The following is a 25,846-nucleotide window of genomic DNA, read 5'->3' as shown; positions in this document are numbered from 1 at the left end:
TTCATCAGCCCGAGATGCCGGCCGCGGCCAGCACGGCCAGCGTCAGCACATCAGGGGCAATCGCGGTCATGGGCACGATCTGCACCGGCTTTTCCATGCCGATCTGGATCGGACCGATGGCCGTGTTGCCGCCCAGTTCGCGCAGCAGCTTGGCCGCGATATTGGCCGATTGCAGGCCGGGGAAGATCAGCACATTGGCCGGAGCCGTCAGGCGGCTGAACGGATAATGCTTCATCACCGCCGGGTTGAGCGCCGCGTCAGGCGTCATTTCACCTTCATATTCAAAGTTCTGCGGCTCTGAATCAAGGATCGAGATCGCCCCGCGAATGGGTTCGACCCATTTGCCCATCGGGTTGCCAAAGGTCGAGAAGGACAGGAACGCCACGCGCGGTTCATGCCCCAGACGACGCGCCACAGCCGCCGTTTCCTTGGCGATGACCGCCAGCTCTTCCGACGTCGGGCGTTCGTTACAGGTCGTGTCGGCCAGAAATGTCGTGGCATTCTTGCCCACCATGACGTGGATGCCAAAGGGCAGATGGCCCGGACGCGGATCCAGCACATGGCGCACTTCGCGCATCGTCTGGCCAAAGGGACGGGTGGCGCCCGTCACCAGCGCATCGCCCACGCCCAGCTTGAGCAGCGCGGCGGCAAAACCGTTGCGGTCCTGATTGACCATGCGCTTGATGTCGCGTTCCAGATAGCCGCGACGCTGCAAACGTTCATACAGCATCTTGCCCATGGCTTCGACATGTTCGCTGTCGGCGGCATTGTGGATCTCGAAAGATTCCGGCTTGCCCACGCCCAGTTCAATCAGCTTTTCGCGCACGGCCTGCGTGCGGCCGACCAGAACCGGCGTGCCATAACCGAAATCCTTGAACTGGATCGCGGCGCGCAGCACCACTTCATTCTCGGCCTCGGCAAAGATCACGCGCTTCGGGTTGGCCTTGACCTGTTCATAGACATTGGTCAGCACCGAAGTCGTCGGGTTCAAACGGCCCTTGAGCTGATTGCGATAGGCGTTGAAATCCTCGATCGGCTGCTGGGCCACGCCGCTGTCCATGGCGGCCTTGGCAACGGCCATCGACACCACTTCCATCAGGCGCGGGTCGAAGGGAGCCGGGATGATGTAATCGCGGCCAAAGCTATGGTTCTTGCCATAGGCCAGCGCGACTTCTTCGGGCACCTGTTCGCGCGCCAGTTCGGCGATGGCATTGGCGGCGGCAATCTTCATCTCTTCGTTGATGGCGGTGGCGCGCACGTCCAGCGCCCCGCGGAAGATGAAGGGGAAGCCCAGCACATTGTTCACCTGATTCGGGAAATCCGAACGGCCGGTGGCGATGATGCAGTCGGGGCGGGCGGCCTTGGCCTCGGGCGGGGTGATTTCGGGCACCGGGTTGGCCATCGCAAAGATGATCGGTTCGGGTGCCATTTCCTTGACATATTCAGCCGGCAAAGCGCCCGCCGCCGACAGGCCAAGAAACACGTCCGCGCCCTTCAGCGCCTGTTCGAGCGTGCGCGCATCGGTGTCGATCGCATGGGCGCTCTGCCACTGGTTTACCGGCTTTTCGCGGCCGCGATAGATCGGGCCGTCGCGGTCGCACACGATCACGTTTTCGTGACGCACGCCCATCGATTTGATCAGCGATGTACAGGCCAGCGCCGCCGCGCCCGCGCCATTGACCACGACCTTGATGTCTTCCAGCTTGCGGTTGGTGAGCATGCAGGCGTTGATCAGGCCGGCCGCCGAAATGATCGCGGTCCCGTGCTGGTCGTCATGCATGACCGGGATCTTCATCCGTTCACGCAGGGCCTGTTCGATCACGAAACATTCGGGGGCCTTGATGTCTTCAAGGTTGATCCCGCCAAAGCTGGGTTCCATCAGTGCGATGGCTTCGATCAGCGCTTCGGGGTCTTCGGAATTCAATTCGATGTCGATCGAATCGACGTCGGCAAAGCGCTTGAAGAGGACCGCCTTGCCCTCCATCACCGGCTTTGACGCCAGAGCGCCCAGATTGCCCAGACCCAGAATGGCCGTGCCGTTCGAAATCACCGCAACCAGGTTGCCCTTGGCGGTGTAATCATAGGCGGCGGCAGGATCCTTGGCGATGGCTTCGACGGGAACCGCAACGCCGGGCGAATAGGCGAGGCTGAGGTCTCGCTGGGTTGCCATCGGCTTGGATGCGATGATCTCGATTTTGCCGGGGCGGATTGTGTTGTGGTAGAACAGCGCTTCGCGCTCGGTAAACCTGACGTTGGCTTGCTCGGGGCTTTCCTCGGACACCGACACTTTCTCCTTCTTGCAAGGCTGCCCTAACCAATGTGATCGCACAGCGATAGGGGAAAGCGTGGGTTGAATGCATTCCAATGCAACGATTCTACGGCTAACCCATCATCATGAGTGAGAAGAACACCCCCCAGACCGTGACGCCGATGATGGCGCAATATCTTGGCCTAAAGGATAAGGCCGACGGATGCCTGCTGTTTTATCGCATGGGCGATTTCTTCGAGCTGTTTTTCGAGGATGCGAAATTGGCGGCGCAGATTCTCGACATTGCGCTGACAAGCCGGGGCGAACATGGCGGGGCGCCGATTCCGATGTGCGGTGTGCCGGTCCATGCCGCCGAATCCTATCTGGCGCGGCTGATCAAGGCCGGGTGCCGCGTCGCCATCGCCGAACAGGTCGAAACCCCCGAACAGGCCAAAAAGCGCGGCGGATACAAGGCGCTGGTCATGCGCGACATCGTGCGATTCGTGACGGCGGGGACGTTGACCGAGGAAGCCTTGCTGGAACCGCGCCGCGCCAATGTGCTGGCGGCGGCGTGTCTGCTGCGTGAAAAGGTGGGCGTGGCGGCGGTCGATATTTCGACCGGGCGGATGGAATTGGAAGAATGCGATCCCGAAAACATGGGTGCGGCTCTGGCCCGTCTGGGGGCCAGTGAAATCATCGCCCCGGACAATTGGGGGGAGGCGCCGTTCAATTCGATCCCGCGTGAACCCCATGAATTTTCCAGCGAGGGCGGGGCCGAGCGTCTTTGCGGCATTCACGGCGTGGCAACGCTGGACGGGTTCGGCACATTCACGCGGCCCATGCTGGCGGCGGCCTGCGGCTTGCTGGCCTATCTCGACCATGTAGGGCGGGGCAAATTACCGCTGCTGCTGCCCCCGGTCGCCCGCCACGGCGAGGCGCATATGGCGATGGACGAGGCAACGCGGGCCAGTCTGGAAATCCTGCGTTCCTCCACCGGGGGCCGTTCAGGCAGCCTGATCGAGGCGGTGGACCGCTGTGTCACGGGCGCGGGGGCGCGGCAACTGGCCGAGGATCTCTCGGCGCCCTTGCTTGATCGCGCCGTCATTGAGGAGCGCCTCGAACTGGTCCAGTGGCTTTATGATGACGCGCTGCTGCGTGAGGATCTGCGCGGGCAATTGCGCAGCCTGCCCGACGCCGGGCGCGCTTTGGGCCGGGTGGTGGCGGGGCGCGGCTCTCCGCGTGATCTGGGGCAATTGCGCGATGGTCTGGCGGGCGCGGCGCGGCTGGCGGGGCGTCTGGCGCGTGTGGCGGATCGTCCGACGATGCTGGATGCCTTGCTGCCTGCGCTGGTTGGGCATGATCGGCTGATTGATCTGTTCATGCGCGCATTGGTGCCCGCGCCGCCGACCGAGCGGTCGCAAGGGGGCTTCATCGCCGAGGGCTATGACGCGGACCTTGATGAATTGCGCAGCACGTCAAAGGACGCCCGCGACGCCATTTCCAAGCTGGAAGCCAAATATCGCGAACAGACCGGCATTACGGCGCTGAAAATCAAATATAATGGCGTTCTGGGCTATTTCATCGAAGTGCCTGTGCGTTACGGCGACCAGTTGATGGCGCCCGACAGCGGTTTTACCCATCGCCAGACCATGGCGGGGGCGATGCGTTTCAACGCTCTGGCCCTGCATGAGGAAGCGAGCCGGATTGCCGAGGCGGGCGGCCATGCCTTGGCGGCCGAGGAAGCGCATTTTGAGGAATTGACCGCCGCCGCGATTGCCGCGCGCAATGAAATCGCCCAAACCGCCGCCGCCCTTGCCCGCATCGACGTGGCCGCAGGGCAGGCCGAACGCGCCGCCGAGGGCAATTGGTGCCGCCCGGTAATCAGCGAAAAATGCGAATTGGCCATTGTCGAAGGCCGCCATCCTGTCGTCGAAAACGCTTTGGGCGCGCAGGGTGAGCGCTTCGTCGCCAATGATTGCACGCTCAGCCAGTTCGACCGATTGTGGCTGCTGGGCGGGCCGAACATGGGCGGTAAATCGACTTTTCTTCGTCAGAATGCGCTGATCGTCCTGTTGGCGCAGGCGGGCGGGTTTGTGCCGGCACGCGCCGCCACGATCGGCTTGGTCGACCGCCTGTTCAGCCGGGTGGGCGCTTCGGACAATCTGGCGCGGGGGCGCTCGACTTTCATGGTCGAAATGGTCGAAACCGCCGCCATCCTGCAACAGGCCACGGCGCGCAGCTTTGTCATCCTGGACGAGGTGGGGCGCGGCACCAGCACCTATGACGGCCTTGCGCTGGCATGGGCGGTGGCCGAGGCGGTGCATGGGGTCAACCGTTGCCGCTGCCTGTTTGCCACGCATTACCATGAACTGGCGCGGCTGGCCGATTCGTGTGAGGCCTTGACGCTCCACCATGTCCGCGCGCGAGAATGGAAGGGTGATCTGGTCCTGCTGCACGAGGTGACGACTGGCCCTGCGGAAAGTTCTTTCGGTTTGGCCGTCGCGCGTTTGGCGGGCGTTCCGGGGCCGGTGGTGTCTCGCGCCAAATCGGTGCTGGCGAAACTGGAAAAGGGTCGGGCGGAAACCGGCGGGATCGCTGCTGGCCTTGGCGATCTGCCGCTGTTCGCCAATGTGGTGGAGGAAGAGCCCAAGGGCGATCCCTTGCGCGAAAAGCTGGCCGCGCTGGATATTGATGCGCTTTCGCCGCGCGATGCTTTGGGCTGGCTTTATGAATTAAAGCGCGAGATCGGTTAACCAGTTTTGCGGCGGGAGGTTTAACCGTAACCTGTGTAAACCTCCCGCATGCTTCCTTTCGGCCCCCGCCTGACCACTGTTTTTGCCAGCCGCTGGAAAGCCCTGTTCTGGGCTGGCGGGGTCATGGTGACGGCCTATTTCACGGCTGTCGAAGCCAGGCATGAGCCAGACCCCGATCAGGCCGCCGTCGTTATGCCCACGTCTGCTGCCACAGCGACAGAGGGTGCCAGTCAGGCGTCTCCCTGGGCGAAATAGGCGTGGCGATGGCGGGGTGCTTCCCACTTGCGCTGACGATCTTTTCGGTAAAACCCGGCATGAAGGGCTGTTGGGCAGCTATCGTTCCACAGCGCTCTGACCCGACGCGTCGGTGTCGGGCGGCGGAACGTCGGTCAGATCGGGCAGGCCCGGTTCAGGTGAAGGCGGCGGGGGAACCTGCGGTTCGATCACGGGCGGGACTTCAGGCGTGGGTTGCTCCGGCGCGCTGGCCATAAGGCTCTCCTTTTTGGGACGCATAAGGCGTTCGTGCAAAAAGAAAGGCTTGGGCGCCGCGACAGGTTCCGCAACCCGTCGCGGCGCCTTATCGCTTTATCGCGTGGGCACCGGCGTTTCGCCGCTGTAATCATAGAAACCGCGCCCGGTCTTGCGACCCAGCCAACCGGCCTCGACATATTTGACCAGCAGCGGGGCGGGACGATATTTGCTGTCGCCCGTGCTGTTCAACAAAATGCGGATGATTTCGAGGCACGTGTCCAGCCCGATGAAATCGGCCAGTTCGAGCGGCCCCATCGGATGGTTCAGCCCCAATTTCGCCCCGGTGTCGATATCAACCACATTGGCCGTGCCCGCGCCCAGCGTGAACACCGCTTCGTTGATCAACGGCATCAGGATGCGGTTGACGATAAAGCCGGGTTCATCCTGCGACAGCACGACCGTTTTGCCCAATCCGGTGGCGAATTCGCGGGTGGTGGCAATGGTTTCGGGGCTGGTGGCAAGGCCGGGGATGATTTCGATCAGCTTCATCACTGGCACGGGATTGAAGAAATGCAGCCCGATGAAGCGGGCCGGATCGGGCGATTGGGCCGCCATACGGGTGATCGGGATCGAGGAGGTGTTGCTGGCCAGAATCGCGTCCGCGCCCAGCACCTTACCAGCCGCTTCAAAGATTTTGGCCTTGATGTCTTCGCGCTCGGTGGCGGCCTCGATGATGAAACCGGCCTCGCCCATCGGCGCATAATCGCCCACTGGCGTGATGCGCGAAAGCGTGTCTGCGGCATCCTGCGCGGTGATCTTTTCCTTGGCGACAAGGCGTTCCAGCCCCTTGCCGATCTTCGCCTTGGCCTTTTGCGCCAATTCCACCGACACATCGGCCAGCAAGACGCCATGGCCAAAAGCGGCAGCCGTCTGCGCAATGCCCGAGCCCATCTGGCCCGCGCCGATCACACCCACAATCGTCATCGCATCAACCCCTTTGCGTTCAGGCGCTGCGGCTGGCGCCCGGCACCCACAAAATATCATCGGCGCCATTGTTATTCAGAGCGCGCGCCAGAACAAACAGATAATCCGACAACCGGTTGATATAGGCCAGAGCGGCTGGATTAACCGGCTCGGCGGCGGCCAGCGCGGTACAGGCGCGCTCGGCACGGCGCACGGCGGCCCGCGCAATATGGGTGCGCGCCGCGCCTTCCGATCCGCCGGGCAGGATGAAGCTGGTCAGGGGATCGAGCGTCTCATTCACTGCATCGATCGCGCCTTCCAGCCAGTCGACCTGTGCCCCGACAATGCGCAGCACCATCGGTCCCGGCGCGAAATCTTCCCCCGGTGTGGCCAGATCCGCGCCCAGATCGAACAGGTCATTCTGAATCCGCAGCAAAGCGTCGCGATGCGCCCCATCGACCGCCACCACGGCAAGCCCCAGCGCGCTGTTTGCCTCGTCCACGCTGCCGATGGCTTCCATTCTGGCGGCATGTTTGTCGACGCGCGATCCATCCACCAGCCCGGTCGTGCCCTTGTCGCCCGTGCGGGTGTAAATCTTGTTCAGCTTGACCAAAGTCTTGTCCTGTTTGCGGTTACCTGGCCGTGGCCAATAGCACCGCAACCACGATCACCGCCAGAGCCTGATATTTGATGCGGGCGAACATCATTTCGTTCTGCTTTAACTGCATCGGGCTGGGGCCAATGCCCGACCCGCTTTCCAGATCGCTGCGCGTGGTGTTCAAAAAGGCGACGATGCCCTTGACCAGGCTGACCAGCACAAAACCCATGGCCACCACAATCACCGGAATGAGAACATATTTCAGCATCGCCCGTCTCCCACCTTGTTATGGAGCGCAGCCTATGCCTGTTGCCAGCGAAAGGCCAGCGGGCAGATGGTGGCGCCGCAGATCATCGACCAGTTTGCGCCCGTCCACCCCATCCCGGCGCATGTCGGACAGCGAAGGGCTGCCCCGCCGTTTGGCCAATTTGCGCCCGTCGTCCTCGACTATCAGCCCATGGTGATGCCATCGCGGCACGGGCAGATCGAGCAGCGCCTGAAGCAGGCGATGCACATGGCTGGCCGCGAACAGATCGGCCCCGCGCGTGACCAATGTGATGCCATCGGCCGCATCATCCATCGTCGCGGCCAGATGATAGGATGCTGGCGCTTCTTTCCGCAGCAGCACGATGTCGCCAAAGACTTCGGGCGTTGCCGCCTGAGGCCCGGCCAGTTCATCCTCCCACACCAACGGCCCCACCATCGCTGCCGCCCGGGCCATGTCCAATCGCCAAGCCGCGCCTTCGGGATCGACATCACGCCCCCGGCATGTGCCCGGATAAATCAGCCCGTCCGGCCCATATTGCGTGGCCGCAGCCGCAATTTCCGCCCGCGTGCATCGACAGGGATAGAGCAGGCCCAGCCCCCGCAAATGATCCGCCGCCGCGCTATAGGAAGACAGGCGCGAAGATTGCCACACCACCGGACCATCCCAATCCAGCCCCAGCCATTGCAGGTCCGTCAGCATTTCCTGCGCCAGTTCGGGGCGTGAACGCGCGGCATCAATATCCTCTATCCGCAGCAGGAATTCGCCGCCGCCATGGGCCTTGGCGCCGTGGGCCAGATCATGCGCGACGATGGCGGCATAGGCATGGCCAAGATGCAGCAGGCCATTGGGGCTGGGGGCAAAACGGGTTCGGATCATCGCGCGCAACATGTATGTGGATATTGCCCTCTGGCAAGGCTTGACCTTGGCGAAAAGACGGTGTTGATTACACCCATGATTTGTCGCCAAACCGTCATTCATGCTTGTTATCAGGAGCCATGCTCAAGGCGGAGCTGATAGAGCGCGCGGCCCGGTTCCGCAGCGCCGGGGAGGATCCCTCCCGCCATTTGAGCGATTGTCCTGCATTGGTGTTGAACGCGGACTTTACTCCGCTCTCCTACTACCCTTTAAGTCTCTGGCCATGGCAGACCGCGATCAAGGCGGTGTTTCTGGAAAGAGTGGACATTATCGCCAGTTACGAGCGCGAGGTGCATTCCCAGAATTCGGCGATGCAATTGCCCTCGGTCATCGCGCTGCGGCAATATGTGCGGCCTTCGGAATTTCCCGCTTTTACCCGTTTCAACGTTTTCCTGCGGGATCGGTTTTCCTGCCAATATTGCGGCAATCCGCATCAATTGACCTTTGACCATGTGCTGCCCCGGCGGCTTGGCGGCCGCACCAGTTGGGAAAATATCGTGGCGGCCTGTTCGCCGTGTAATCTCAAAAAAGGCGGGCGCACCCCGCGTGAGGCGCATATGCCGCTTCTGACCCACCCTATCCGCCCGACCAGTTGGCAATTGCAGGAAAGGGGGCGGGCCTTCCCTCCCAATTACCTGCACGAAACATGGCGCGACTGGCTCTATTGGGATGTCGAACTGGAGGCGTGAACGGCGATTGACGGGGAGCGGGGGATGCCTCATGACTTTGACGATGAACAGCTTTTCCACCACCATCCTTGCCGTGATGACAGGCACCGCCATCCGTTTCCGCGACGCCGATGAACATAGCGCGATTACCAAGCGCCCGGTCGACGGCCCGGTTCGCGTGGGCTTTCTGGGGATTGAGGGCGATGAACAGGCCGACCGCAAACATCATGGCGGCCCGGACAAGGCGATCCACCACTATGCCTTTGACCATTATCCGGCGTGGAAGGGCGATCTGGGCGACCATGAGTTGTTGAATGCGCCGGGCGGGTTTGGCGAAAATATCTCGACACTGGGCCTGACCGAGGATCAGGTTCTGCTGGGCGACCGTTTCCGTTTGGGCAGCGCCTTGATCGAGGTCAGCCATGGCCGTCAGCCGTGCTGGAAACTGGGCCATCGTTTCGGCCACGCGCCACTGGCGGCCAAGATCGTCAAGAACCTGCGTTCCGGCTGGTACTATCGCGTGATCGAGGAAGGCGTGGTGCAGGCGGGCGATCAATTGGTTCTGGTCGAACGCGGGTTGGCAGACTGGCCGGTGTCGCGCCTGTTCCATGTGCTGATCGGCGGGGGGCACAAGGCGGATCCTTCGGTCCTGCCTGACCTGGCCGCGATGCCGGTGCTGGCGCAGGCGTGGCGGGGGCGTGCGGCGGAACTTTCCGCTTAACGCTTCCCGCTCAGGGCCTTTTGGCGCCGCCGCTGAACCGAGGAGCCAAGCCCGATTGCCTCGCGATATTTGGCCACCGTGCGGCGGGCCAGTTCAAAGCCCTTTTCTTTCAGCAGATCGACCAGCGTGTCATCCGACAGGATCTTTTTGGGATCCTCATTGTCGATCAATTGCTTGATTGCGGCCTTGACCGCCTCGGCCGAAACGCCTTCGCCATCGGAACCCGAAACGCCGCTGGTGAAGAAATATTTGAGTTCAAAGGTGCCGCGCTCGCACATCAGATATTTGTTGCTGGTGACGCGGCTGACGGTCGATTCGTGCAACCCCACCGTTTCGGCCACGGCGCGCAGGGTCAGTGGTTTCAACTGGCTGACCCCTTGGCGGAAAAAGCCTTCCTGTTGGCGCACCAATTCGCTGGCCACTTTCAGGATCGTCTTCTGCCGCTGGTCCAGCGCCTTGACCAGCCAGTTGGCATCGGCCAGCTTTTCCGACAACCAACCGCGATCCTCCTTGGCCGCGCTCTTGCCCTTACACGCCCCGCGCATTTCCAGATAATAGCTGCGGTTAAGGATCAGCTTGGGCAGGGTGGCCTGATTGAGCGCAACATTCCAGCCGCCATCGGCGCGCGCCGTAATCAGGATGTCGGGCACCACGGGCGCGGCAACCCCGCCGCCATAGCGCAGCCCCGGCTTGGGGTCGTAACCCCGCAATTCGGCCAGCATGTCGGCGAAATCTTCTTCATCCACGCCGCACATCCGGCGCAGGCGCGGCAATTCGCCGCGGCCGATCATCTCCAGATTGTCGATCATGCGCGCCATGGCCGGATCGTAACGGTCCGCCTCGCGGGCCTGAAGCGCGATGCATTCCGACAGACTGCGCGCGCCAATGCCGGTGGGGTCAAGCGATTGGACCAGGGCCAGCGCGGCTTCGGCTTCCTCCATCGAGACCTGAAGGTCGATGGCAATTTCGCGCAGGGGCATGGCCAGATAGCCCGCATCGTCCAATTGATCGATAATGAAACGGGCGATGAAGACCAGTTTCGCATCGCGCGCCACCGCGCCGATCTGATCGTGCAAATGCTGGGCCAGTGTTTCATCGCCGGCGCCATATTCCTCCATCGCGGGGGCTTCGCCGCCGCCGGAGATCTGCGCCTCGCCCTCAAAGGGTTGTTCATAGCGTTCTGGCGGGGCGTCGCCGGTGTCACGGTCAATGTCCAGCGCCTCGGCATTGATGTCGAGGGGACGATCTTCCTCGGCCCGCCCTTCGCCGATCAATTGATCGCAGGGGGATGTTTCAAGGCTGGTGCGGCGTTGATCCGGTTCGATGGTTTCAACCGGGGGCGGGGCCGCCTCGCCGATTTCGAGCAGCGGGTTGGCGTCCAGCGCATCGCCGATGAACGCCTCGATTTCCAGATTGGACAGCGTGAGCAGCTTGATCGCCTGCTGCAATTGCGGCGTCATCACCAGCGATTGCGTCTGGCGAAGGTCGAGGCGCGGCCCCAGCGCCATGATCCTTTATGCGCCCCCTGCTGGCATTACAGCGTGAAGCCTTCGCCCAGATAGAGCCGCCGCACGTTTTCATCGGCCACCAGCGCTTCGGGGCTGCCCGCGAACAGCACTTGCCCGCCATAGATGATGCAGCCGCGATCACAGATTTCCAGCGTTTCGCGCACATTGTGGTCGGTGATCAGCACGCCGATGCCGCGCTGTTTCAGATCATGCACCAGATGGCGAATGTCCGCGATGGAGAGCGGATCGATGCCCGCAAAAGGTTCGTCCAGCAGCATGATCGAAGGCTTGGCGGCCAGTGCGCGGGCGATTTCGGCGCGGCGGCGTTCACCGCCCGACAGCGCCATCGACGGACTGGAGCGCAGGCGCGTCAGGCCGAATTCTTCGAGCAGCCGTTCCAGTTCGCCCGCCCGCGTCGCCGGATCGGGTTCGACCAGTTCGAGCACGGTCGAAATATTCTGCTCCACCGTCAAGCCGCGAAAGATCGAGGTTTCCTGCGGCAGATAGCCAAGGCCCAGAATCGCGCGGCGATACATCGGCAGATTGGTAATATCGATCCCGTCGAGCAGGATGCGCCCCGAATCCGGCCGCACCAGCCCCATGATCGAATAGAAGCACGTCGTCTTGCCCGCGCCATTGGGGCCAAGCAGGCCCATGACCTCACCCTTGGCCACCTCCAGCGAGATGTCGGTCAACACCGCCCGCTTGTCATAACTTTTGGCGATGGACACCACCTGAAGCCCGGAAAACGAGCCTTGTGGGTCGGACTGTCGGCTGGTCTGGCCAGCATCGGGGGCGATTGTCTGCGTCATCTTTCGGCATTTTAGGCGCGGCAGAGGCAATCGGCAAGGGTGATGCGCCCGATTGGCAGGTTTCATGCATGGCAAAATGCAATGCACCTCGGTTCGGCGCTAGGACAAATCGTCCTATCCCGGCGCAGGTGAATGCGCTTGATCGATCGGGGTATCGATGATTTACTCGTACTAAAGGCTAATGGGCCGTGGAAGTTGGGGAGAGGGCCATATGGCCAAGGCACGCGTTGAAGCGATTGCCCGTATTGCGCCGCGCAAAGCGCGCCCGATCCCCAGCACCAGACGGGGGGAGGCGATGCTGGACTGGCGTAAGCGGATCAGCGATCATATCGCCTATGCTCTGCTGGTTTATACTGGCTTGCAGATTTTCGTGACCATTGCCGCCCTGCGTGAAGGCAGAGCGTCGGTTTTGCCGGGGCTGGCGCTGGTTGTGCTGGTCGCCGGGATCATCCCTGCCTGTCGCCAGATGGAGCGGCGATGGACGCGGTTGAGCGATGCCGAAGCGGGTGATCCGGCCCGCGCGCCGGCCTTCTACCGCGACCGGGCGTTGGTGTGGGGGGCGGCCATTGGGTTGCCCTTTATCGTCACCGGGGGCTTTCGCCTGCTGGCCATGATGGTGGGGTGATGGTCGTTGCTCTTGGGCGGGCGGGATTGTAGAGCCTGCCCCTCGCGCGAAACTTTGCGCCACCTCAGGAGCTTGCCAGAACACCATGCTTACCACGCTTCAGGCTCAGGAAAGGGCACAAGCCCTTGTCGAACGCGCGCGCAAGGCTGGGGCCGATGCCGCCGACGCGGTCTATATCGCCGATGCCTCGGAAAGCGTTTCGGTCCGTTTGGGCAAGCTGGAGGATGTTGAGCGTTCCGAGAGCGAGCATATTGGCCTGCGCGTCTTTGTCGGGCGGCGCTCGGCCTCGATCGGCTCGTCGGATCTGTCGGATGAGGCTTTGAGCGAACTGGCCGCACGCGCGCTGGCCATGGCGCAGGGCGCGCCCGAAGATCCCTATGCGGGCCTCGCGCCGGAGGAATTGCTGTTCAAGGGGCCGTTCCCCGATCTCGATCTGGTCGACAACGGCGAACCCAGCCCGCAGGCATTGCGCGCCATGGCCGAGGAGGCCGAGGATGCCGCACGCGCCGTCGCGGGCGTGACCAACAGCGAAGGCGCAGGCGCGTCAAGCGGCGGGGCCGTCATGGCTCTGGCGACCAGCCATGGTTTCGCGGGCGCCTATGCCGCCACCAGCCGTTCGATTTCGGCCAGCGTCGTGGCGGGCGAAGGCAGCAATATGCAGCGCGATTACGCCGCCCGCATGGCGCGCCACCGTGAGGATCTGATCTCTCCGTCCGAAATCGGTCAGCAGGCAGGTGAGCGCGCCGTTGCCCGACTCAATCCGGGGCGGATGAAGAGCGGGCCGATGCCGGTCGTGCTGGATCCGCGTGTGGGCGGATCGCTGGTGGGGCATCTGCTGGGCGCGATGTCGGGTGCGTCCATTGCGCGGCGGGCCAGTTTCCTGATCGGGCGATTGGAAGAGCAACTGTTCGACAGCGCGGTGCGGATTGTCGATGATCCGTTGCGCCCGCGTGGGTTCCGCTCGCGACCGTTCGATGGCGAAGGTTTGCAGACCGCCGCACGTGATGTGGTGCGTGACGGACGCATCACCGGCTGGCTGATGGAATGCGCGTCGGCGCGGCAATTGGGCCTGACGCCGACGGGCCACGCCGCACGCGGGGGCAGCGGGGCGCCGGGCGTCGCGCCGGGCAACCTGCATCTGGCGGCGGGCAGCCTGTCAGTGGCCGAACTGATCGCGGATATCGAGGATGGCGTCTATGTGACCGAGTTGATCGGGCACGGCGTCAATGGCGTGACCGGCGATTACAGCCGGGGCGCGTCGGGATATCGCATCATCAAGGGCGAAATCGCCGGGCCGGTGGCCGAATTCACCGTGGCGGGCAATTTGATCGACATGTTCAAGGGGATGACCCCGGCCAGCGATCTGGAATGGCATCGCACGATCAACGTGCCCACGATCCGGGTCGATGGCATGACGATTGCCGGAGATTAGGCGCGCGGGAGACTGGGCAAAGAAAAAGGGGCGGTTTGACCCGCCCCTTTCGCATTCTCAGGCCTTCTTGCCGGCCTGATAGCGTTCGATCGCTTCGGTCACGATCTGGCGCGCTTCGGCGGCATTGCCCCAGGTGCCCACGCGCACCCACTTTTCGGATTCCAGATCCTTGTAGTGGGTGAAGAAGTGTTCAACCTGCTGCGCGATGATGTCGGGCAGGTCTTCCTTTTCCTTCACGTTGGCATAGTAAGGGAAGGTCTTGTCGTCGGGAACGCAGAGCAGCTTTTCGTCGCCGCCGGCTTCGTCCTCAAGGTTGAGCACCGCGATCGGGCGGCAACGCACAACCGAACCGGGCACGAAGGGCGAACGGGCCACCACCAGCGCGTCAAGCGGGTCGCCATCGGGCGAGAGCGTGTGGGGCACAAAGCCATAATTGGCGGGATAGCGCATCGGCGTATGCAGGATACGGTCCACGAACAGCGCGCCCGATTCCTTGTCGAACTCATACTTCACAGGTTCGCCACCAGTGGGAACCTCGATGATGACGTTCAGGTTGTCAGGCGGGCTTTTGCCGACCGAAATTTTGCTGATGTCCATGGCACCGTCATTTTTATATGTGAGCGACACCGCCCCTTGCGGGTGTCGCGCAGGAATCTGCGGGGAAAGCCCTAGCGGTGGGCGTATTGCATTGCAACAGCGGTGCGGTCTTAATACCTGTAAACTTGCGCCCAATTGGTTAAGTGTTCAGCTGCCCGCTGTGACATTGATCGTAAAAGCCAGAACGATCAGATTGTAGAAAAACGCCAGCGCGCCATGGACTGTTGCCACGCGGCGCATGCGTTGGGTGGTGATTTCAACGTCCGATGTGGCAAATGCCATGCCAATGGTCAGAGAAAAATAGAAAAAGTCCCAAAAATTAGGACAGTGCTGTGCCTCGCCCTCTTCGGTTGTGGGGAAGCGTAATCCGCTTTCCTTATTTCCGCCGTAATAGAGATGGGCATAGTGCAGCGCATAAATAAGGTTCGAAAATATCCATGCGATAACCAGACTGGCCAGAATAAGGGCCAGCGCCACCCCTTTGGCATAACCGATGTCGCCGCGGGCATGAGGCAGATCGACAAAGAGCGCGGTGACGATCACCAGCATGATCAACGCGCTGATCACCAGCACGGCAAAGCGATTGGCGTCATTCTGGCGCGCGTGCAGGCGCATCTGGGCATGGGAATTGTCGCGCGATAGCGGCCAGAGCGAGGCGATGAACACCAGCGCGCCCAGATCGAACCCGCCCAGCACCGCCTGACCCCAGCGCAACCCTTCGGTCGCCAACAGGCCGGTGCCCAGCGCAAACAGGCCCAGAAACCATGAAAAACGTGCGGGCAGCATCCACCGCATACCCGCACGCCTTTTCATTTACTTCGCGCCCGGACGCTTGGCCGAGAGCAGCAGGTCAAGGCCAGCAGGCTCCTTGCCTTCGACCGCCTTTTCCAGCCACGGATAGCGAAGGCCGTCGTGATAGTTCAGCACCATGGTCGCCACCTTCTCACCGCGCTGGGTGACAAGAGTGATGGGCTTGTCATTGCCCTTGGCGGCGGTGATCGCGGCCTTCATCGCGTCCTCGCTATAGGTCGCGCCATTGATGGCGACGATCTTGGTGCCCGTCACCAGCGCAGCGTCGAACGCGGGGCTGTTCCAAAGGGTCGAGGTCACCACGCCTTCACGGTTCAGCACGATGCCCAGCGAATGGGCAAGGCTGAGCACCTTGGCCGAACCGAAACGGCCCTTGTCATAGGGGTTGGGCGTGTCCTTCCACACCAGCTTGTACCCGGCCTTTTCGATCCCCGCCAAGGGGGCGGGCTGACCGGGCTGGTTCATATGCTTGTCAAGGAAGGCTTCCCAATCATAGGGATAAACGCCGTTGAGGGCGGCGGCCACATCCTTGAAATTATAGGTGACTTCGCCCCAATCGCCGTTCTTGATGCCAAAGAAGGCCTTGGCGAAATCGTCCAGCCCCTTCTTGCCCTTGGTGCCTTCGCGAATGATGCCATCGGCCTCCAGCCACATCAGCGCGCCTTCGGTGTAATAATCCTCGTTGCGGTTGATGCTGGCATAGGGCTTGGCGCGGCGGCCCGAAATGACCGGGTCGAACCCGGTGTCCTCGACGCTGCGCCAATCGCGGCCCGCCCATTGGGTGAACATGCCCGCATTGGCGGCAAAGGCGCCCAGGATCGATTCTTTGGTCTGAATGCCCGAACGCGCGGCCAGAACATAGCCCCAGAACTGCGTCTGACCTTCGTAAACCCACAGCAGGTTGCCCTGCATCGGCTGGCGATAATCGGGGGTCCACAGCTTGTCCGGGCGGCGGAATTTGCCGTCCCAGCTATGGGTGAATTCGTGGGAAATCACATTGCGCGCCCAGTCCAGATCCTTCCAGTCGGTCCAGACCTTGGGCATCATCGCGTTTTCCGAAGAACGGTGATGTTCCAAACCAATCCCGCCCATCCGATCGGTCAGCGCCAGCAGGAAGTCGTAATGGTCGAAGTGAAACGAACCGAACGTGGTCCATGCTTCGTCAACCAGCGCCTTGTACGTGGCCAGATGTTCGGGCGTGATGTCCAGCAATTCGGGCTTGTCGGCCACGACATTCATGGCCACGCCATGGCCAAGGTCGAAGCGCTTGAAATTGACGCCCGCAAAAATGGGCGAATCGACCAGAGCTTCATAATCGATGACATCCCACGTCACCTTGTTGCCGCTCACCTGCTTGCCATCCAGAGCGGTCGCCACCTGCCATCCTTCGGGGAAGGTGACGGTCGGCTTATACTTGATCTGGCGGGTGTAATAGCCGGCGGGGTACAGGCTCATCCGGTCCCATTGCAGGTTGAGCATTTCGGGCGTCATCGTGATGCGCCCTTCGCTGCTGGCCAGAGGCGAGGTATGGGCGAATTTGGCCACGACCGATTTGGCGCCTGCGGGAACGTCGATGTGAAAGGCAAAGACTTCGGTCGGATCGCGCCACCAATGCAGCAGCTTGCCATCGGCATAGAATTTCACATCGACCAGTTGGTCGATCGTGCCGCGCGGATTGTGCCCGCCCGGAACCCATTGCGGCAATTGCAGGATCAGGCTTTTCGCGCCCGGCGCCACCGGCACATTCTGGGTCACGCGGTAAATGCCGCGCGCGATGTCGGTGGCGTCAATGTCCAGCGCAATGGTGCCGCCCGGATAGGGCACATCCTTGGCATCGGGCACGCCCTGTACCACCGGGATGGCCGTGGGGGCGGAACGTTGCGCCATGGCCGGGGAGGAAACGAGAAGAGCGGCGGAAAGGCCCAGCGTGATCCGGGCGCGTACATTCAGGCGTTTTGTCATGGATACACTTCATGGCGCGAAGATCGGCCGCCAGCAAGAGGGGTGAACACGATATTTACCCCTTTGTCAGCATCGGCGTTTTTCCGCCCGATTGCGCCCCGGATTCGACAGGAAGGGCTTCACCTTGGCCGCGCCAATGTATAGGGGGCCACACATGAGCAAGCCCCAGATCGAAACGCCGCAGGCCATCCGCGGCACCCAGGACATTTTCGGCGCCGATGCCGACGCTTTCGCCTTTGTGGTGGAAACGTTCGAGCGTGTGCGCAAACTGTACCGGTTCCGCCGGGTGGAAATGCCGGTCTTTGAAAAGACCACGGTGTTTTCGCGCAGCCTTGGCGAGACGACCGATGTGGTGTCGAAGGAAATGTATTCTTTCGAGGATCGCGGCGGGGAATCGCTGACCCTGCGCCCGGAATTCACCGCTGGTCTGGCGCGCGCCTATCTGACCAACGGGTGGAAGCAGTTTGCGCCAGTCAAGCTGGCGACGCACGGCCCGCTGTTCCGTTATGAACGCCCGCAAAAGGGCCGCTATCGCCAGTTTCACCAGATCGACGCCGAAGTCATTGGTGCGGGTGAACCCACCGCCGACGTCGAACTGCTGGTGATGGCCGATCAGTTGCTGAAAGAACTGGGCATTGCCGATGGTGTGACGCTGACGCTCAACACGCTGGGCGATGGCGAGAGCCGCGAGGCATGGCGCGCGGCGCTGATCGACTATTTCCGTGGCGTTAAGGGCGAACTTTCCGAAGATTCGCAGGAGCGTCTGGAAAAGAACCCGCTGCGCATCCTCGATTCCAAGGACCCGCGTGACAAGGCTTTCGTGGCCGATGCCCCGCGCATCGACGATTACCTGTCGAGCGAGGCGCAGGACTTCTTTGCCGCCGTTACGGGCGGTCTGGATGCGGCGGGCGTGGCTTGGACGCGTAACGGGGCGCTGGTGCGCGGCCTTGATTACTATCGCCACACCGCGTTTGAATTTGTGACGGATCGTCTGGGCGCGCAGGGCACGGTCCTTGGCGGCGGGCGCTATGACGGGTTGATGGAAAGCCTCGGCGGCGCGCCGACCCCGGCGGTCGGCTGGGCGGCGGGCGTGGAACGTCTGGCGATGCTGGTGTCGGGCGAAGGCCTGATTGCCGAGGATCGCACCGATGTGACCGTGGTGGTCGAGGATGACCGTGCGATTTCGGCTGGCGTGGCGATGGCGGCGAAACTGCGCCGGGGCGGTCTGTCGGCGGAACTGGTGGCCACCGGATCCCCTCGCAAGCGTTTCGACAAGGCGGTCAAGACCAACACCCGCGCCATCCTTGCGCTGGGCTTTGGCGATGAAGGCGTGACGCAGCGTTTGCGCAATGTCGACGCGGATGCGGCGCGCATTGAGGCGCTGATCGCCTAAATGAGCATCCCCTCCACCCGTCTAGCCCAGATTTCGGCGCGTTTTGCCGAGATGGAGGCGCGTCTGGCCTCCGGCACGCTGGAGGGGGCCGATTTCGTGGCGGCGAGCCGGGATTATGCCGAGCTGGAGCCGGTCGCGCGTGCGGCGGCCGAAGTGGCCACGATGCGCGGCGAGCTGGAAAGTCTGGCCGCGCTCGACGATCCCGAAATGCGCGAATTGGCCGAGGAAGAGATCGCCCGCATCCGCGCCGAATTGCCTGAGGCCGAACGCGCGCTCTCCATCGCCATGTTGCCGCGTGATACGGCCGACAGCCGTCCCGCCATGCTGGAAATTCGTGCTGGCACCGGGGGGGATGAGGCCGCCCTGTTCGCCGCCGACCTGTTCCGCATGTACGAACGCTATGCCGCACAACAGGGCTGGCGGGTGGAAGTGGTCAGCGCGAACGCCAGCGAAATCGGCGGCTTCAAGGAAATCGTCGCCCATGTTTCCGGCCAGGGCGTTTTTGCCCAGCTGAAATTCGAATCCGGCGTCCACCGGGTTCAGCGCGTTCCGGTGACCGAGGCAGGTGGGCGCATCCATACCTCCGCCGCCACGGTCGCCATCCTGCCCGAACCGGATGAGGTGGATGTCCAGATCGAGGACAAGGACCTCAAGATCGACGTCTATCGGGCCAGCGGCGCGGGCGGGCAGCACGTCAACACCACCGATTCGGCCGTGCGCATCACGCATATTCCGACCGGCACCGTCGTCACCTGTCAGGACGGGCGCAGCCAGCACAAGAATAAGGACAAGGCGATGCAGGTCCTGCGCGCCCGCCTGTACGAGGTCCAGCGCGACGCCGCCCAAGGCGAGGAGGCCGAAGCGCGCAAGGCGATGGTGGGCAGCGGCGACCGATCGGAACGCATCCGCACCTATAATTTCCCCCAAGGCCGCGTCACCGATCACCGCATCAACCTGACGCTCCACCGCCTGCCCGAAATCTTGGAAGGGCCGGGGTTGGGTGAACTGGTCTCGGCGCTGATTCATGAGGATCAGGCCAAAAGGCTGGCGGCATTAGGTGAATAATATTGCGCTGGCCATCCGCGATGCGGCGCAAAGGTTGAGCCAGACCAGTGATACCGCAAGGCTGGATGCCGAAGTGTTGATGGCCCATGTTTTGCAATGCAGCCGCACGGATTTGTTGCTGCGACATATGGGCGATTCCGTGCCCGATGGTTTCGATGCTTTGATTGATCGCCGCGCTCGGCATGAGCCGGTTGCCCATATTACCGGCCATCAGGAATTCTGGGGCCTGTCGTTCCGGGTTACGCCCGCCACGCTGATCCCGCGGGGGGACAGCGAGACAATTGTGGAAACCGCGCTCAATGCCTGTGCCTCGCCCGCGCGCGTATTGGATTGCGGGACGGGGACGGGGGCGTTGTTGCTCTCGGTCCTGCATGAACGGCCGGGAGCCGAAGGGGTGGGGATTGACGCCTCGCCTGATGCTCTGACCGTGGCGAGCGGCAATGCGGCGGCGCTGGGCATGGGCGAGCGGGTGCAGATGGTGCTGGCCGATTGGACGCAGGCGGGCTGGGCCGATGGGCTGGGCCGGTTTGACCTTATCCTGTCGAACCCGCCCTATGTCGAAAGCGATGCCGCGCTCGACCCCAGTGTCCGCGATTTTGAACCGGCCAGCGCGCTGTTCGCCGGTGCGCAGGGGCTGGACGATTATCGCATCCTGATTCCCCAATTGCCGGGGCTGTTGCTTCCCGGCGGGGTGGCGGTGCTGGAAATCGGCTATCAACAGGCCGAAGCGGTGAGCGAGATCGCCGTGCAGGCCGGATTTGCCGTAGAATTGCGCCTTGATCTGGCCAATCGCCCCCGCGCCTTGCTTCTTTCACAGGAAAGCGGGGGCTGTGCGTAAGATTCTGCTTGGCTTTTGGCGGCGGGCCTTTTAATTGAGCTACAGGACCGCCGAGGGATGGGATCTTCCCCTCTGGCTGGTGCTACTCCAGCATCTTCGTCAGGATAGGCCGATAAGGGCCGGACCCGACGAAACAGGGCTACGCTGCGAAATTTCGCGGTGCGGCGTAATGACAGGACGAGGAGCACGCCGGCATAGAGGCCGAGCGGCGATCCGGGGTTAAGGAATACTCACCCTTGAACAACAATCGTGGGAATAACCGCCGCCGTGGCCGGGGCAACAACAACCGGCCGCAAAATGGTGGTCAGCAGCTTAACCGGATCGACAGCCGGGCGCGGGGCAATGCTCCGCAATTGCTGGAAAAATATCGCAAACTTGCCCAGGATGCCCATCTTAACGGTGATCGCGTTCAGGCCGAGTATTACCTGCAATTCGCGGACCATTACTTTCGCGTGATTGCCGACACCCGCCTGCGTCAGGAAGAATCGCGCGCCCGCCGTGACGATCGCTGGCAGGAAAATGGTGAAGGTGGCCGTGACGATGGTGACGATCAGGGTGATTTCACCGTAGAGAGCGATTTCCCCGCTTTCGACGCGCCGCCGGTCTATACCCGCCGCGAACGCGAAGAACGCAGCGAACCGCGTCAGGATGCCCCGGTTCAGCGCCGCGTCGAAGAACCCGTCGAAGAAGCCGGTGACGGTGAAGGCGAAGGTTCGAGCGAATCGTCCTCGAACATTTACGAGCCGGCGGAAAATCCGTTCCTGCGCGAAAACCGTGGTCCGCGCGTGCCGCGTGGCCGCCGTGAAGAACGTCGCCCCCGTCGCGACGATCGCGCACCTCGCGAAGAACGCGCACCTCGCGAAGAACGTGCCCCGCGTGAGGAACGCGCTCCTCGCACCCCGCGTGTAGCCGCAGAAGTGGTCGTGGATGGTTCGGGTCTTGGCGCCGCTCTGCCCCCCGCCATTTCGGCCAGCCCGCGCAAATCCGTGGAAACCAAGCCGGTTGCTGAAGCTGCGCCGGTCGAAGTCAAGCCCGTCGCTGAAGCGCCCGCCGTGGTTGCCGAAGTTTCGGCCGAAGCAGCGCCTGCGCCCAAGCGCCGTGCGCCCCGCCGCAAGGTGGCTGCGCCCGCGCCCAGCGACAGCGCGGAATAAAAAGTCCCCTTTGTGGGCACATGATGCCAAGGCGGGGTGACGGCATGGGCCGCCCCCGCTAAAGCATGCCGCCATGGATGATGCGGCTAAGCCTTGGCACGACAGATATTTCGGCAAATATAAGCGCAAGGCAAAGCTGTTTGCCCACGCGTGCTGGCATTGGGGTTGGCGCGGAGCGGCGTTGATGGCGATTGGCGCGGTTGGCGCGCTGGGCTTTCAACCGCTTGGGCTTTGGCCTTTGACCTTTTTCAGCGTGGCGGTTCTGTTGTGGATCGCGGCGCGATTGCCCCATGCGGGCTGGGCGGCGGTGGCGGGCTGGCTCTGGGGTGTCGGGCATTTCACGCTGGGGCTGAACTGGATCGCCACAGCCTTTACCTATCAGGCCAAAATGCCGTCATGGCTGGGCGGATTGGCGGTGTTTCTGCTCTCGCTCTATCTGGCGCTGTTTCCAGCCATGGCCATGGCGGGGGGCTGGTTTTTGCGCGGGCGGGCGGTGTCGCGCGTTTTAGGTTTTGCCGGTTTCTGGATTTTGACAGAGGCACTGCGCGGGTGGCTGTTCACCGGCTTTCCGTGGAATCCTCTCGGCGTGGCGCTGCTCGGCGGTGATGCGAAGCCGGGGCTGGCGTTATTGGCGCCGTGGCTGGGCACCTATGGTCTGTCGGGGCTGGTGGTCATTCTGGGGGGCATTCTGGCCGAAGGGCGTTTGCTGTGGTTGACGGGCCGGCGCCGTGATGGTGGCGCGATGATCGCGGGGCCTTTCGCGCTGGGCCTTGCCGCGATGGCGGTTCCGGGGCCTGCAACGCCGCAAGGCCATGTCGCCTATACACTGATTCAGCCCAATGTTGCGCAGGAGGATCTGGACGATCCCGCGCATTTCGAGGCCCAATATGTGGCTTCGGCCAAATTGTCGGCGCCATTGAAGGCGGGGCAGAAGCGTTTGGTCCTGTGGCCTGAATCGGGCGTGCCGGATTATGTCCGCGATGGTTATCCGGCATGGTATTATCAGTACACTTTTGGCGGCGACCCGTGGCTGGCCCGGTGGCGTCTGGCACGCACGATTGGTGAAGGTGGGCTGTTGCTGACCGGCACGGTTGATCTGGACCTTGTCGGGCGCAATGCGACCGGGGGGCAGAATGTCATTACCGGCATCGATGAACATGGCGATATTGCCGCCCATTACGCCAAGGCTCATCTGGTGCCTTTTGGCGAATACCTGCCCCAGCGTCAGTGGCTCAAGATGATCGGGCTTGAACGGCTGGTGCCGGGCGATTTCGATTTTCGCCCCGGTCCGGGGCCGCAAACGCTCGATCTGGGCGCATTGGGCAAGGCGGGGATGCAGATCTGTTACGAGATCATCTTTCCCGGCGCGGTGGTCGATCGGGCGCACCGGCCCGACTACATCTTCAACCCGTCCAACGATGGCTGGTTCGGCAGTTGGGGCCCGCCGCAACATCTGGCACAGGCGCGGTTAAGAGCGATTGAGGAAGGTTTGCCGGTCCTGCGTTCGACCACCAATGGCATCAGCGCCGTGATCGACGCCCATGGCGTGGTGCGTCAACATGCAGGGCGGGGCGTTGCGGCGCGGCTGGATGGTTTTGTGCCGCCCGCTCTGGCCCCGACATTCTTCGCAAAATGGGGCAACTTCGTCTCAATTGGGGTCGCAATAGTTCTTCTTGTGGTTGGCGCCCTTGTGTTGCGGCGCCGTCGCGGCTAGTGACGGTGCCGCATAAAGAAACCTTTATATGGCAGGTCTCCCAATGTCCGATACCGCGCGCAGTGATTACCTCTTCACCTCCGAAAGCGTTTCGGAAGGTCATCCCGACAAGGTCGCGGACCAGATTTCCGACGCCATCGTCGATCTGTTCCTGTCCAAGGATCCCGAAGCGCGCATCGCCTGCGAAACGCTGACCACGACCCAGCTTGTGGTGCTGGCGGGCGAAATCCGTTGCAAGGGCGTCTATGAAAATGGCGCATGGGCGCCGGGCGCACAGGAAGAAATCGAAAAGGCCGTGCGCGATACGGTCAAGCGCATCGGCTATGAACAGGACGGTTTCCATTGGGAACAGTTCGAATTCATCAACCGCCTGCATGGTCAGTCGGCGCATATCGCGCAGGGCGTGGACGCGGGCGACAACAAGGACGAGGGTGCGGGCGACCAGGGCATCATGTTCGGCTTTGCCTGTGATGAAACCCCCGACCTGATGCCCGCGACGCTGTATTACAGCCACAAGATCCTGGAACAGTTGGCCAAGGATCGTCATTCGGGCGCGGCGCCTTTCCTTGAACCCGACGCCAAGAGTCAGGTGACGCTGCGTTACAAGCATGGCAAGCCGGTGGCCGCCACCGCCATCGTCGTTTCGACCCAGCACAAGGCGGGTTATGACGAAGGCGCCAAGAAGGCCGAGCTGGAAGCCTATGTGAAGCAGGCCGTGGGCGCGATCCTGCCCGCCGGTTTCATTTCGGGCGATACGGTGTGGCACATCAACCCCACGGGCAGCTTTGAAATCGGTGGCCCCGATGGTGACGCGGGCCTGACCGGGCGCAAGATTATCGTGGACACTTATGGTGGCGCGGCCCCGCATGGCGGCGGCGCGTTCAGCGGCAAGGACCCGACCAAGGTTGACCGCAGCGCCGCCTATGTCGCGCGCTATCTGGCCAAGAATGTGGTGGCCGCCGGCCTTGCCACGCGGGTGACGATCCAGCTGTCCTATGCCATTGGCGTGGCGCGTCCGCTCTCGCTCTATGTCGATACGGCGGGCACGGGTTCGGTGGCTGACGCGCTGCTCGAAGCCGCGATTGCCAAGGTGGCGGAAGAAAAGCTGGGCGGTCTGACCCCGCGCGGCATCCGTCTGGGTCTGGGGCTGAACAAGCCGATCTATGGCCCCAGCGCGGCCTATGGCCATTTTGGCCGCAAGCCCGATGGCGATTTCTTCCCTTGGGAACGGACCGATCTGGCCGAAGCGCTCAAGGCTTCTCTGGTCTGACAGCTGGCCGGTTGGCAGGAATTGAAGGGCGGTGGCGTATGATGCGCCGCCGCCTTTTTTCATGCGCATGGGGGGCGGCAAAAACGCGAATCCATGGCGTTGCTTGACCTGAGTCATGGTAGGTTACGGTTAGAGGAGTAAAGTTGCCCCCGACGGAAGGGACACGGTCAAAAGCGATAAGGGAGACCGACGATGCGCTCTATTCTGGTTTATGCCGACCAAACCGAGGAAACCTCTGCAAGGCTGGAAACGGCCCTTTCGCTGGCGCGGGCCACTGGCGGCCATCTCAGCGTGTTGATCGATACGCCGGTGGCGCGTTTCATGGCGATGGATGCGCTGGGCGGGGGCTATCTGGCGGCCGATGCGGTACGCGAGGCGGTGCGACGCGACGATGAATATGCCGAAAAACTGGCCGCACATTTGCGCAACGAGGATGTGCCTTTCGACGTTTTGCGGGGCGAGGAAGAGCCGGTCGATGCGATGACCGAGGCGTCGCTGCTGTCGGATGTTATTGTGCTGTCGCGCGGTTGCGAATTTGCTGGGCAACTGGCCGTGGATGGCAAGGCACCGATCCTGATCGTGGGCGATGACAAACCTATGTCGGTGCCGGTCAATTGCGTCGCGGTGGCGTGGGACGGTTCGCATGAGGCGGCCGTGGCGCTGCGGGGCGGTCTGCCGCTGCTCAAGATGGCGGGACAGGTCCACGTTCTGACCGTGGGCGACAAGGCGGGCGTGTTTCCGCCGCTGGATGCGGTGCAATATTTGTCGCGCCATGGGGTGAAGGCGGAAATTGATTCGCTGGCGCGGGTTGGTTCGATTGAGGAAACGCTGGCCAGCGCGGTGGCGCGTCTGGGGGCGGATCTGTTGGTGATGGGCGCCTTTGGTCATAGCCGGTTGCGGGAATTCCTGCTGGGCGGGGTGACGCGCTATTTCCTCGATCTGAAAGACGGGCCGAGTCTGCTTTTCGCCCACTGATTCTGATGGGTTATGGTGGTTAAACCGGGGTGTGCGTGGGCAAACCCCGGTTTAGATTTGTATTGCATACGTATTGCGCAACAAGGCAT

The 25,846-nt window shown here is 62.5% G+C and carries 23 protein-coding genes; 12 read left to right on the top strand and 11 right to left on the bottom strand.

Annotation, left to right across the window (positions count from 1 at the left end; genetic code table 11):
- Positions 1–4 precede the first annotated feature (4 nt).
- A complete protein-coding gene (locus tag ACZ9HU_RS08620; protein ID WP_476104272.1) occupies positions 5–2,281 on the bottom strand; it encodes an NADP-dependent malic enzyme in 2,277 nt (758 codons plus the stop codon).
- A 113-nt stretch (positions 2,282–2,394) separates the two neighbouring features.
- On the opposite strand from ACZ9HU_RS08620, the gene mutS reads away from it, so the two are divergent.
- Positions 2,395–5,001 (top strand): DNA mismatch repair protein MutS, encoded by a 2,607-nt coding sequence (mutS, locus tag ACZ9HU_RS08615; RefSeq protein WP_476104271.1) that lies wholly within the window; start codon positions 2,395–2,397, stop codon positions 4,999–5,001.
- Positions 5,002–5,334: 333 nt separating this feature from the next.
- Here mutS and ACZ9HU_RS08610 read toward each other — a convergent pair whose 3' ends face one another.
- The 5 genes from ACZ9HU_RS08610 to gluQRS form a co-directional block, all read right to left on the bottom strand.
- The gene (locus tag ACZ9HU_RS08610; RefSeq protein ID WP_476104270.1) at positions 5,335–5,490 is read right to left on the bottom strand and encodes a hypothetical protein; all 156 of its coding nucleotides are present in this window, start codon (positions 5,488–5,490) and stop codon (positions 5,335–5,337) included.
- Positions 5,491–5,586: 96 nt separating this feature from the next.
- Positions 5,587–6,456, bottom strand: coding sequence for a 3-hydroxyacyl-CoA dehydrogenase NAD-binding domain-containing protein (locus ACZ9HU_RS08605; protein WP_476104269.1), 870 nt, complete (start codon positions 6,454–6,456; stop codon positions 5,587–5,589).
- Positions 6,457–6,475: 19 nt separating this feature from the next.
- The gene (locus ACZ9HU_RS08600; protein WP_476104268.1) at positions 6,476–7,048 is read right to left on the bottom strand and encodes a cob(I)yrinic acid a,c-diamide adenosyltransferase; all 573 of its coding nucleotides are present in this window, start codon (positions 7,046–7,048) and stop codon (positions 6,476–6,478) included.
- A gap of 19 nt (positions 7,049–7,067) precedes the next feature.
- The gene (locus ACZ9HU_RS08595; protein ID WP_476104446.1) at positions 7,068–7,298 is read right to left on the bottom strand and encodes a hypothetical protein; all 231 of its coding nucleotides are present in this window, start codon (positions 7,296–7,298) and stop codon (positions 7,068–7,070) included.
- 21 nt (positions 7,299–7,319) lie between these two features.
- Complete coding sequence (gluQRS, locus tag ACZ9HU_RS08590) at positions 7,320–8,177, bottom strand: tRNA glutamyl-Q(34) synthetase GluQRS (RefSeq protein ID WP_476104267.1); 858 nt, start codon at positions 8,175–8,177, stop codon at positions 7,320–7,322.
- A gap of 119 nt (positions 8,178–8,296) precedes the next feature.
- Here gluQRS and ACZ9HU_RS08585 point away from each other — a divergent pair, with 119 nt between their 5' ends.
- Together ACZ9HU_RS08585 and ACZ9HU_RS08580 are read left to right on the top strand one after the other, a co-directional pair.
- On the top strand, positions 8,297–8,905 hold the full coding sequence (locus ACZ9HU_RS08585; protein WP_476104266.1) for an HNH endonuclease: 609 nt from the start codon (positions 8,297–8,299) through the stop codon (positions 8,903–8,905).
- Positions 8,906–8,936: 31 nt separating this feature from the next.
- The gene (locus ACZ9HU_RS08580; RefSeq protein ID WP_476104265.1) at positions 8,937–9,605 is read left to right on the top strand and encodes an MOSC domain-containing protein; all 669 of its coding nucleotides are present in this window, start codon (positions 8,937–8,939) and stop codon (positions 9,603–9,605) included.
- Here ACZ9HU_RS08580 and rpoN read toward each other — a convergent pair.
- Both rpoN and lptB read right to left on the bottom strand, forming a co-directional pair.
- Positions 9,602–11,113: an RNA polymerase factor sigma-54 gene (rpoN, locus tag ACZ9HU_RS08575; RefSeq protein WP_476104264.1), complete on the bottom strand. Its 1,512-nt coding sequence runs from the start codon at positions 11,111–11,113 to the stop codon at positions 9,602–9,604. The genes ACZ9HU_RS08580 and rpoN overlap by 4 nt on opposite strands.
- 26 nt (positions 11,114–11,139) lie before the next feature.
- On the bottom strand, positions 11,140–11,925 hold the full coding sequence (gene lptB, locus ACZ9HU_RS08570; protein ID WP_476104263.1) for an LPS export ABC transporter ATP-binding protein: 786 nt from the start codon (positions 11,923–11,925) through the stop codon (positions 11,140–11,142).
- A gap of 211 nt (positions 11,926–12,136) precedes the next feature.
- Here lptB and ACZ9HU_RS08565 point away from each other — a divergent pair, with 211 nt between their 5' ends.
- Together ACZ9HU_RS08565 and ACZ9HU_RS08560 are read left to right on the top strand one after the other, a co-directional pair.
- Positions 12,137–12,550, top strand: coding sequence for a hypothetical protein (locus tag ACZ9HU_RS08565; protein WP_476104262.1), 414 nt, complete (start codon positions 12,137–12,139; stop codon positions 12,548–12,550).
- A gap of 85 nt (positions 12,551–12,635) precedes the next feature.
- Positions 12,636–13,982, top strand: a complete 1,347-nt coding sequence (locus ACZ9HU_RS08560) for a TldD/PmbA family protein (protein ID WP_476104261.1) — start codon at positions 12,636–12,638, stop codon at positions 13,980–13,982.
- A gap of 57 nt (positions 13,983–14,039) precedes the next feature.
- Here ACZ9HU_RS08560 and ppa read toward each other — a convergent pair whose 3' ends face one another.
- From ppa to ACZ9HU_RS08545, 3 genes are all read right to left on the bottom strand, one after another.
- Positions 14,040–14,579 (bottom strand): inorganic diphosphatase, encoded by a 540-nt coding sequence (ppa, locus tag ACZ9HU_RS08555; RefSeq protein ID WP_476104260.1) that lies wholly within the window; start codon positions 14,577–14,579, stop codon positions 14,040–14,042.
- A gap of 147 nt (positions 14,580–14,726) precedes the next feature.
- Positions 14,727–15,374, bottom strand: coding sequence for a DUF1345 domain-containing protein (locus tag ACZ9HU_RS08550; RefSeq protein ID WP_476104259.1), 648 nt, complete (start codon positions 15,372–15,374; stop codon positions 14,727–14,729).
- Between the two features lie 18 nt (positions 15,375–15,392).
- Positions 15,393–17,351: a M61 family metallopeptidase gene (locus tag ACZ9HU_RS08545; protein ID WP_476104258.1), complete on the bottom strand. Its 1,959-nt coding sequence runs from the start codon at positions 17,349–17,351 to the stop codon at positions 15,393–15,395.
- A 154-nt stretch (positions 17,352–17,505) separates the two neighbouring features.
- On the opposite strand from ACZ9HU_RS08545, the gene hisS reads away from it, so the two are divergent.
- The 7 genes from hisS to ACZ9HU_RS08510 all read left to right on the top strand — a co-directional run bounded on the left by hisS (position 17,506) and on the right by ACZ9HU_RS08510 (position 25,757).
- Positions 17,506–18,744, top strand: a complete 1,239-nt coding sequence (gene hisS / locus ACZ9HU_RS08540) for a histidine--tRNA ligase (RefSeq protein WP_476104257.1) — start codon at positions 17,506–17,508, stop codon at positions 18,742–18,744.
- A complete protein-coding gene (gene prfA / locus ACZ9HU_RS08535; protein WP_476104256.1) occupies positions 18,745–19,809 on the top strand; it encodes a peptide chain release factor 1 in 1,065 nt (354 codons plus the stop codon).
- Entirely contained in the window at positions 19,802–20,647 is an 846-nt protein-coding gene (gene prmC / locus ACZ9HU_RS08530; protein WP_476104255.1) for a peptide chain release factor N(5)-glutamine methyltransferase, read from the top strand. The genes prfA and prmC overlap by 8 nt, the downstream gene beginning before the upstream one ends.
- A gap of 236 nt (positions 20,648–20,883) precedes the next feature.
- Positions 20,884–21,798 (top strand): DUF4167 domain-containing protein, encoded by a 915-nt coding sequence (locus ACZ9HU_RS08525; protein ID WP_476104254.1) that lies wholly within the window; start codon positions 20,884–20,886, stop codon positions 21,796–21,798.
- A gap of 73 nt (positions 21,799–21,871) precedes the next feature.
- Positions 21,872–23,512 (top strand): apolipoprotein N-acyltransferase, encoded by a 1,641-nt coding sequence (lnt, locus tag ACZ9HU_RS08520; protein WP_476104253.1) that lies wholly within the window; start codon positions 21,872–21,874, stop codon positions 23,510–23,512.
- Positions 23,513–23,555: 43 nt separating this feature from the next.
- Entirely contained in the window at positions 23,556–24,782 is a 1,227-nt protein-coding gene (gene metK / locus ACZ9HU_RS08515) for a methionine adenosyltransferase (protein WP_476104252.1), read from the top strand.
- A gap of 192 nt (positions 24,783–24,974) precedes the next feature.
- The gene (locus ACZ9HU_RS08510; protein ID WP_476104251.1) at positions 24,975–25,757 is read left to right on the top strand and encodes a universal stress protein; all 783 of its coding nucleotides are present in this window, start codon (positions 24,975–24,977) and stop codon (positions 25,755–25,757) included.
- Positions 25,758–25,846 lie beyond the last annotated feature (89 nt).

It is taken from the genome of Novosphingobium sp. Sphag1I, from assembly GCF_056279125.1.
Note: the sequence above shows the minus strand (reverse complement) of the source record. Positions and strands in the feature narration are given on the sequence as shown.

Coding starts and splice junctions, on each gene's coding strand:
- ACZ9HU_RS08565 (WP_476104262.1), top strand. CDS start 12,137: ATGGCCAAGGCACGCGTTGAAGCGATTGCCCGTATTGCGCCGCGCAAA.
- gluQRS (WP_476104267.1), bottom strand. CDS start 8,177: ATGATCCGAACCCGTTTTGCCCCCAGCCCCAATGGCCTGCTGCATCTT.
- lnt (WP_476104253.1), top strand. CDS start 21,872: ATGGATGATGCGGCTAAGCCTTGGCACGACAGATATTTCGGCAAATAT.
- hisS (WP_476104257.1), top strand. CDS start 17,506: ATGAGCAAGCCCCAGATCGAAACGCCGCAGGCCATCCGCGGCACCCAG.
- ACZ9HU_RS08605 (WP_476104269.1), bottom strand. CDS start 6,456: ATGACGATTGTGGGTGTGATCGGCGCGGGCCAGATGGGCTCGGGCATT.
- ACZ9HU_RS08550 (WP_476104259.1), bottom strand. CDS start 15,374: ATGCGGTGGATGCTGCCCGCACGTTTTTCATGGTTTCTGGGCCTGTTT.
- metK (WP_476104252.1), top strand. CDS start 23,556: ATGTCCGATACCGCGCGCAGTGATTACCTCTTCACCTCCGAAAGCGTT.
- ACZ9HU_RS08580 (WP_476104265.1), top strand. CDS start 8,937: ATGACTTTGACGATGAACAGCTTTTCCACCACCATCCTTGCCGTGATG.
- ppa (WP_476104260.1), bottom strand. CDS start 14,579: ATGGACATCAGCAAAATTTCGGTCGGCAAAAGCCCGCCTGACAACCTG.
- ACZ9HU_RS08585 (WP_476104266.1), top strand. CDS start 8,297: ATGCTCAAGGCGGAGCTGATAGAGCGCGCGGCCCGGTTCCGCAGCGCC.
- rpoN (WP_476104264.1), bottom strand. CDS start 11,113: ATGGCGCTGGGGCCGCGCCTCGACCTTCGCCAGACGCAATCGCTGGTG.
- lptB (WP_476104263.1), bottom strand. CDS start 11,925: ATGACGCAGACAATCGCCCCCGATGCTGGCCAGACCAGCCGACAGTCC.
- ACZ9HU_RS08610 (WP_476104270.1), bottom strand. CDS start 5,490: ATGGCCAGCGCGCCGGAGCAACCCACGCCTGAAGTCCCGCCCGTGATC.
- ACZ9HU_RS08510 (WP_476104251.1), top strand. CDS start 24,975: ATGCGCTCTATTCTGGTTTATGCCGACCAAACCGAGGAAACCTCTGCA.
- prfA (WP_476104256.1), top strand. CDS start 18,745: ATGAGCATCCCCTCCACCCGTCTAGCCCAGATTTCGGCGCGTTTTGCC.
- mutS (WP_476104271.1), top strand. CDS start 2,395: ATGAGTGAGAAGAACACCCCCCAGACCGTGACGCCGATGATGGCGCAA.
- ACZ9HU_RS08560 (WP_476104261.1), top strand. CDS start 12,636: ATGCTTACCACGCTTCAGGCTCAGGAAAGGGCACAAGCCCTTGTCGAA.
- ACZ9HU_RS08545 (WP_476104258.1), bottom strand. CDS start 17,351: ATGACAAAACGCCTGAATGTACGCGCCCGGATCACGCTGGGCCTTTCC.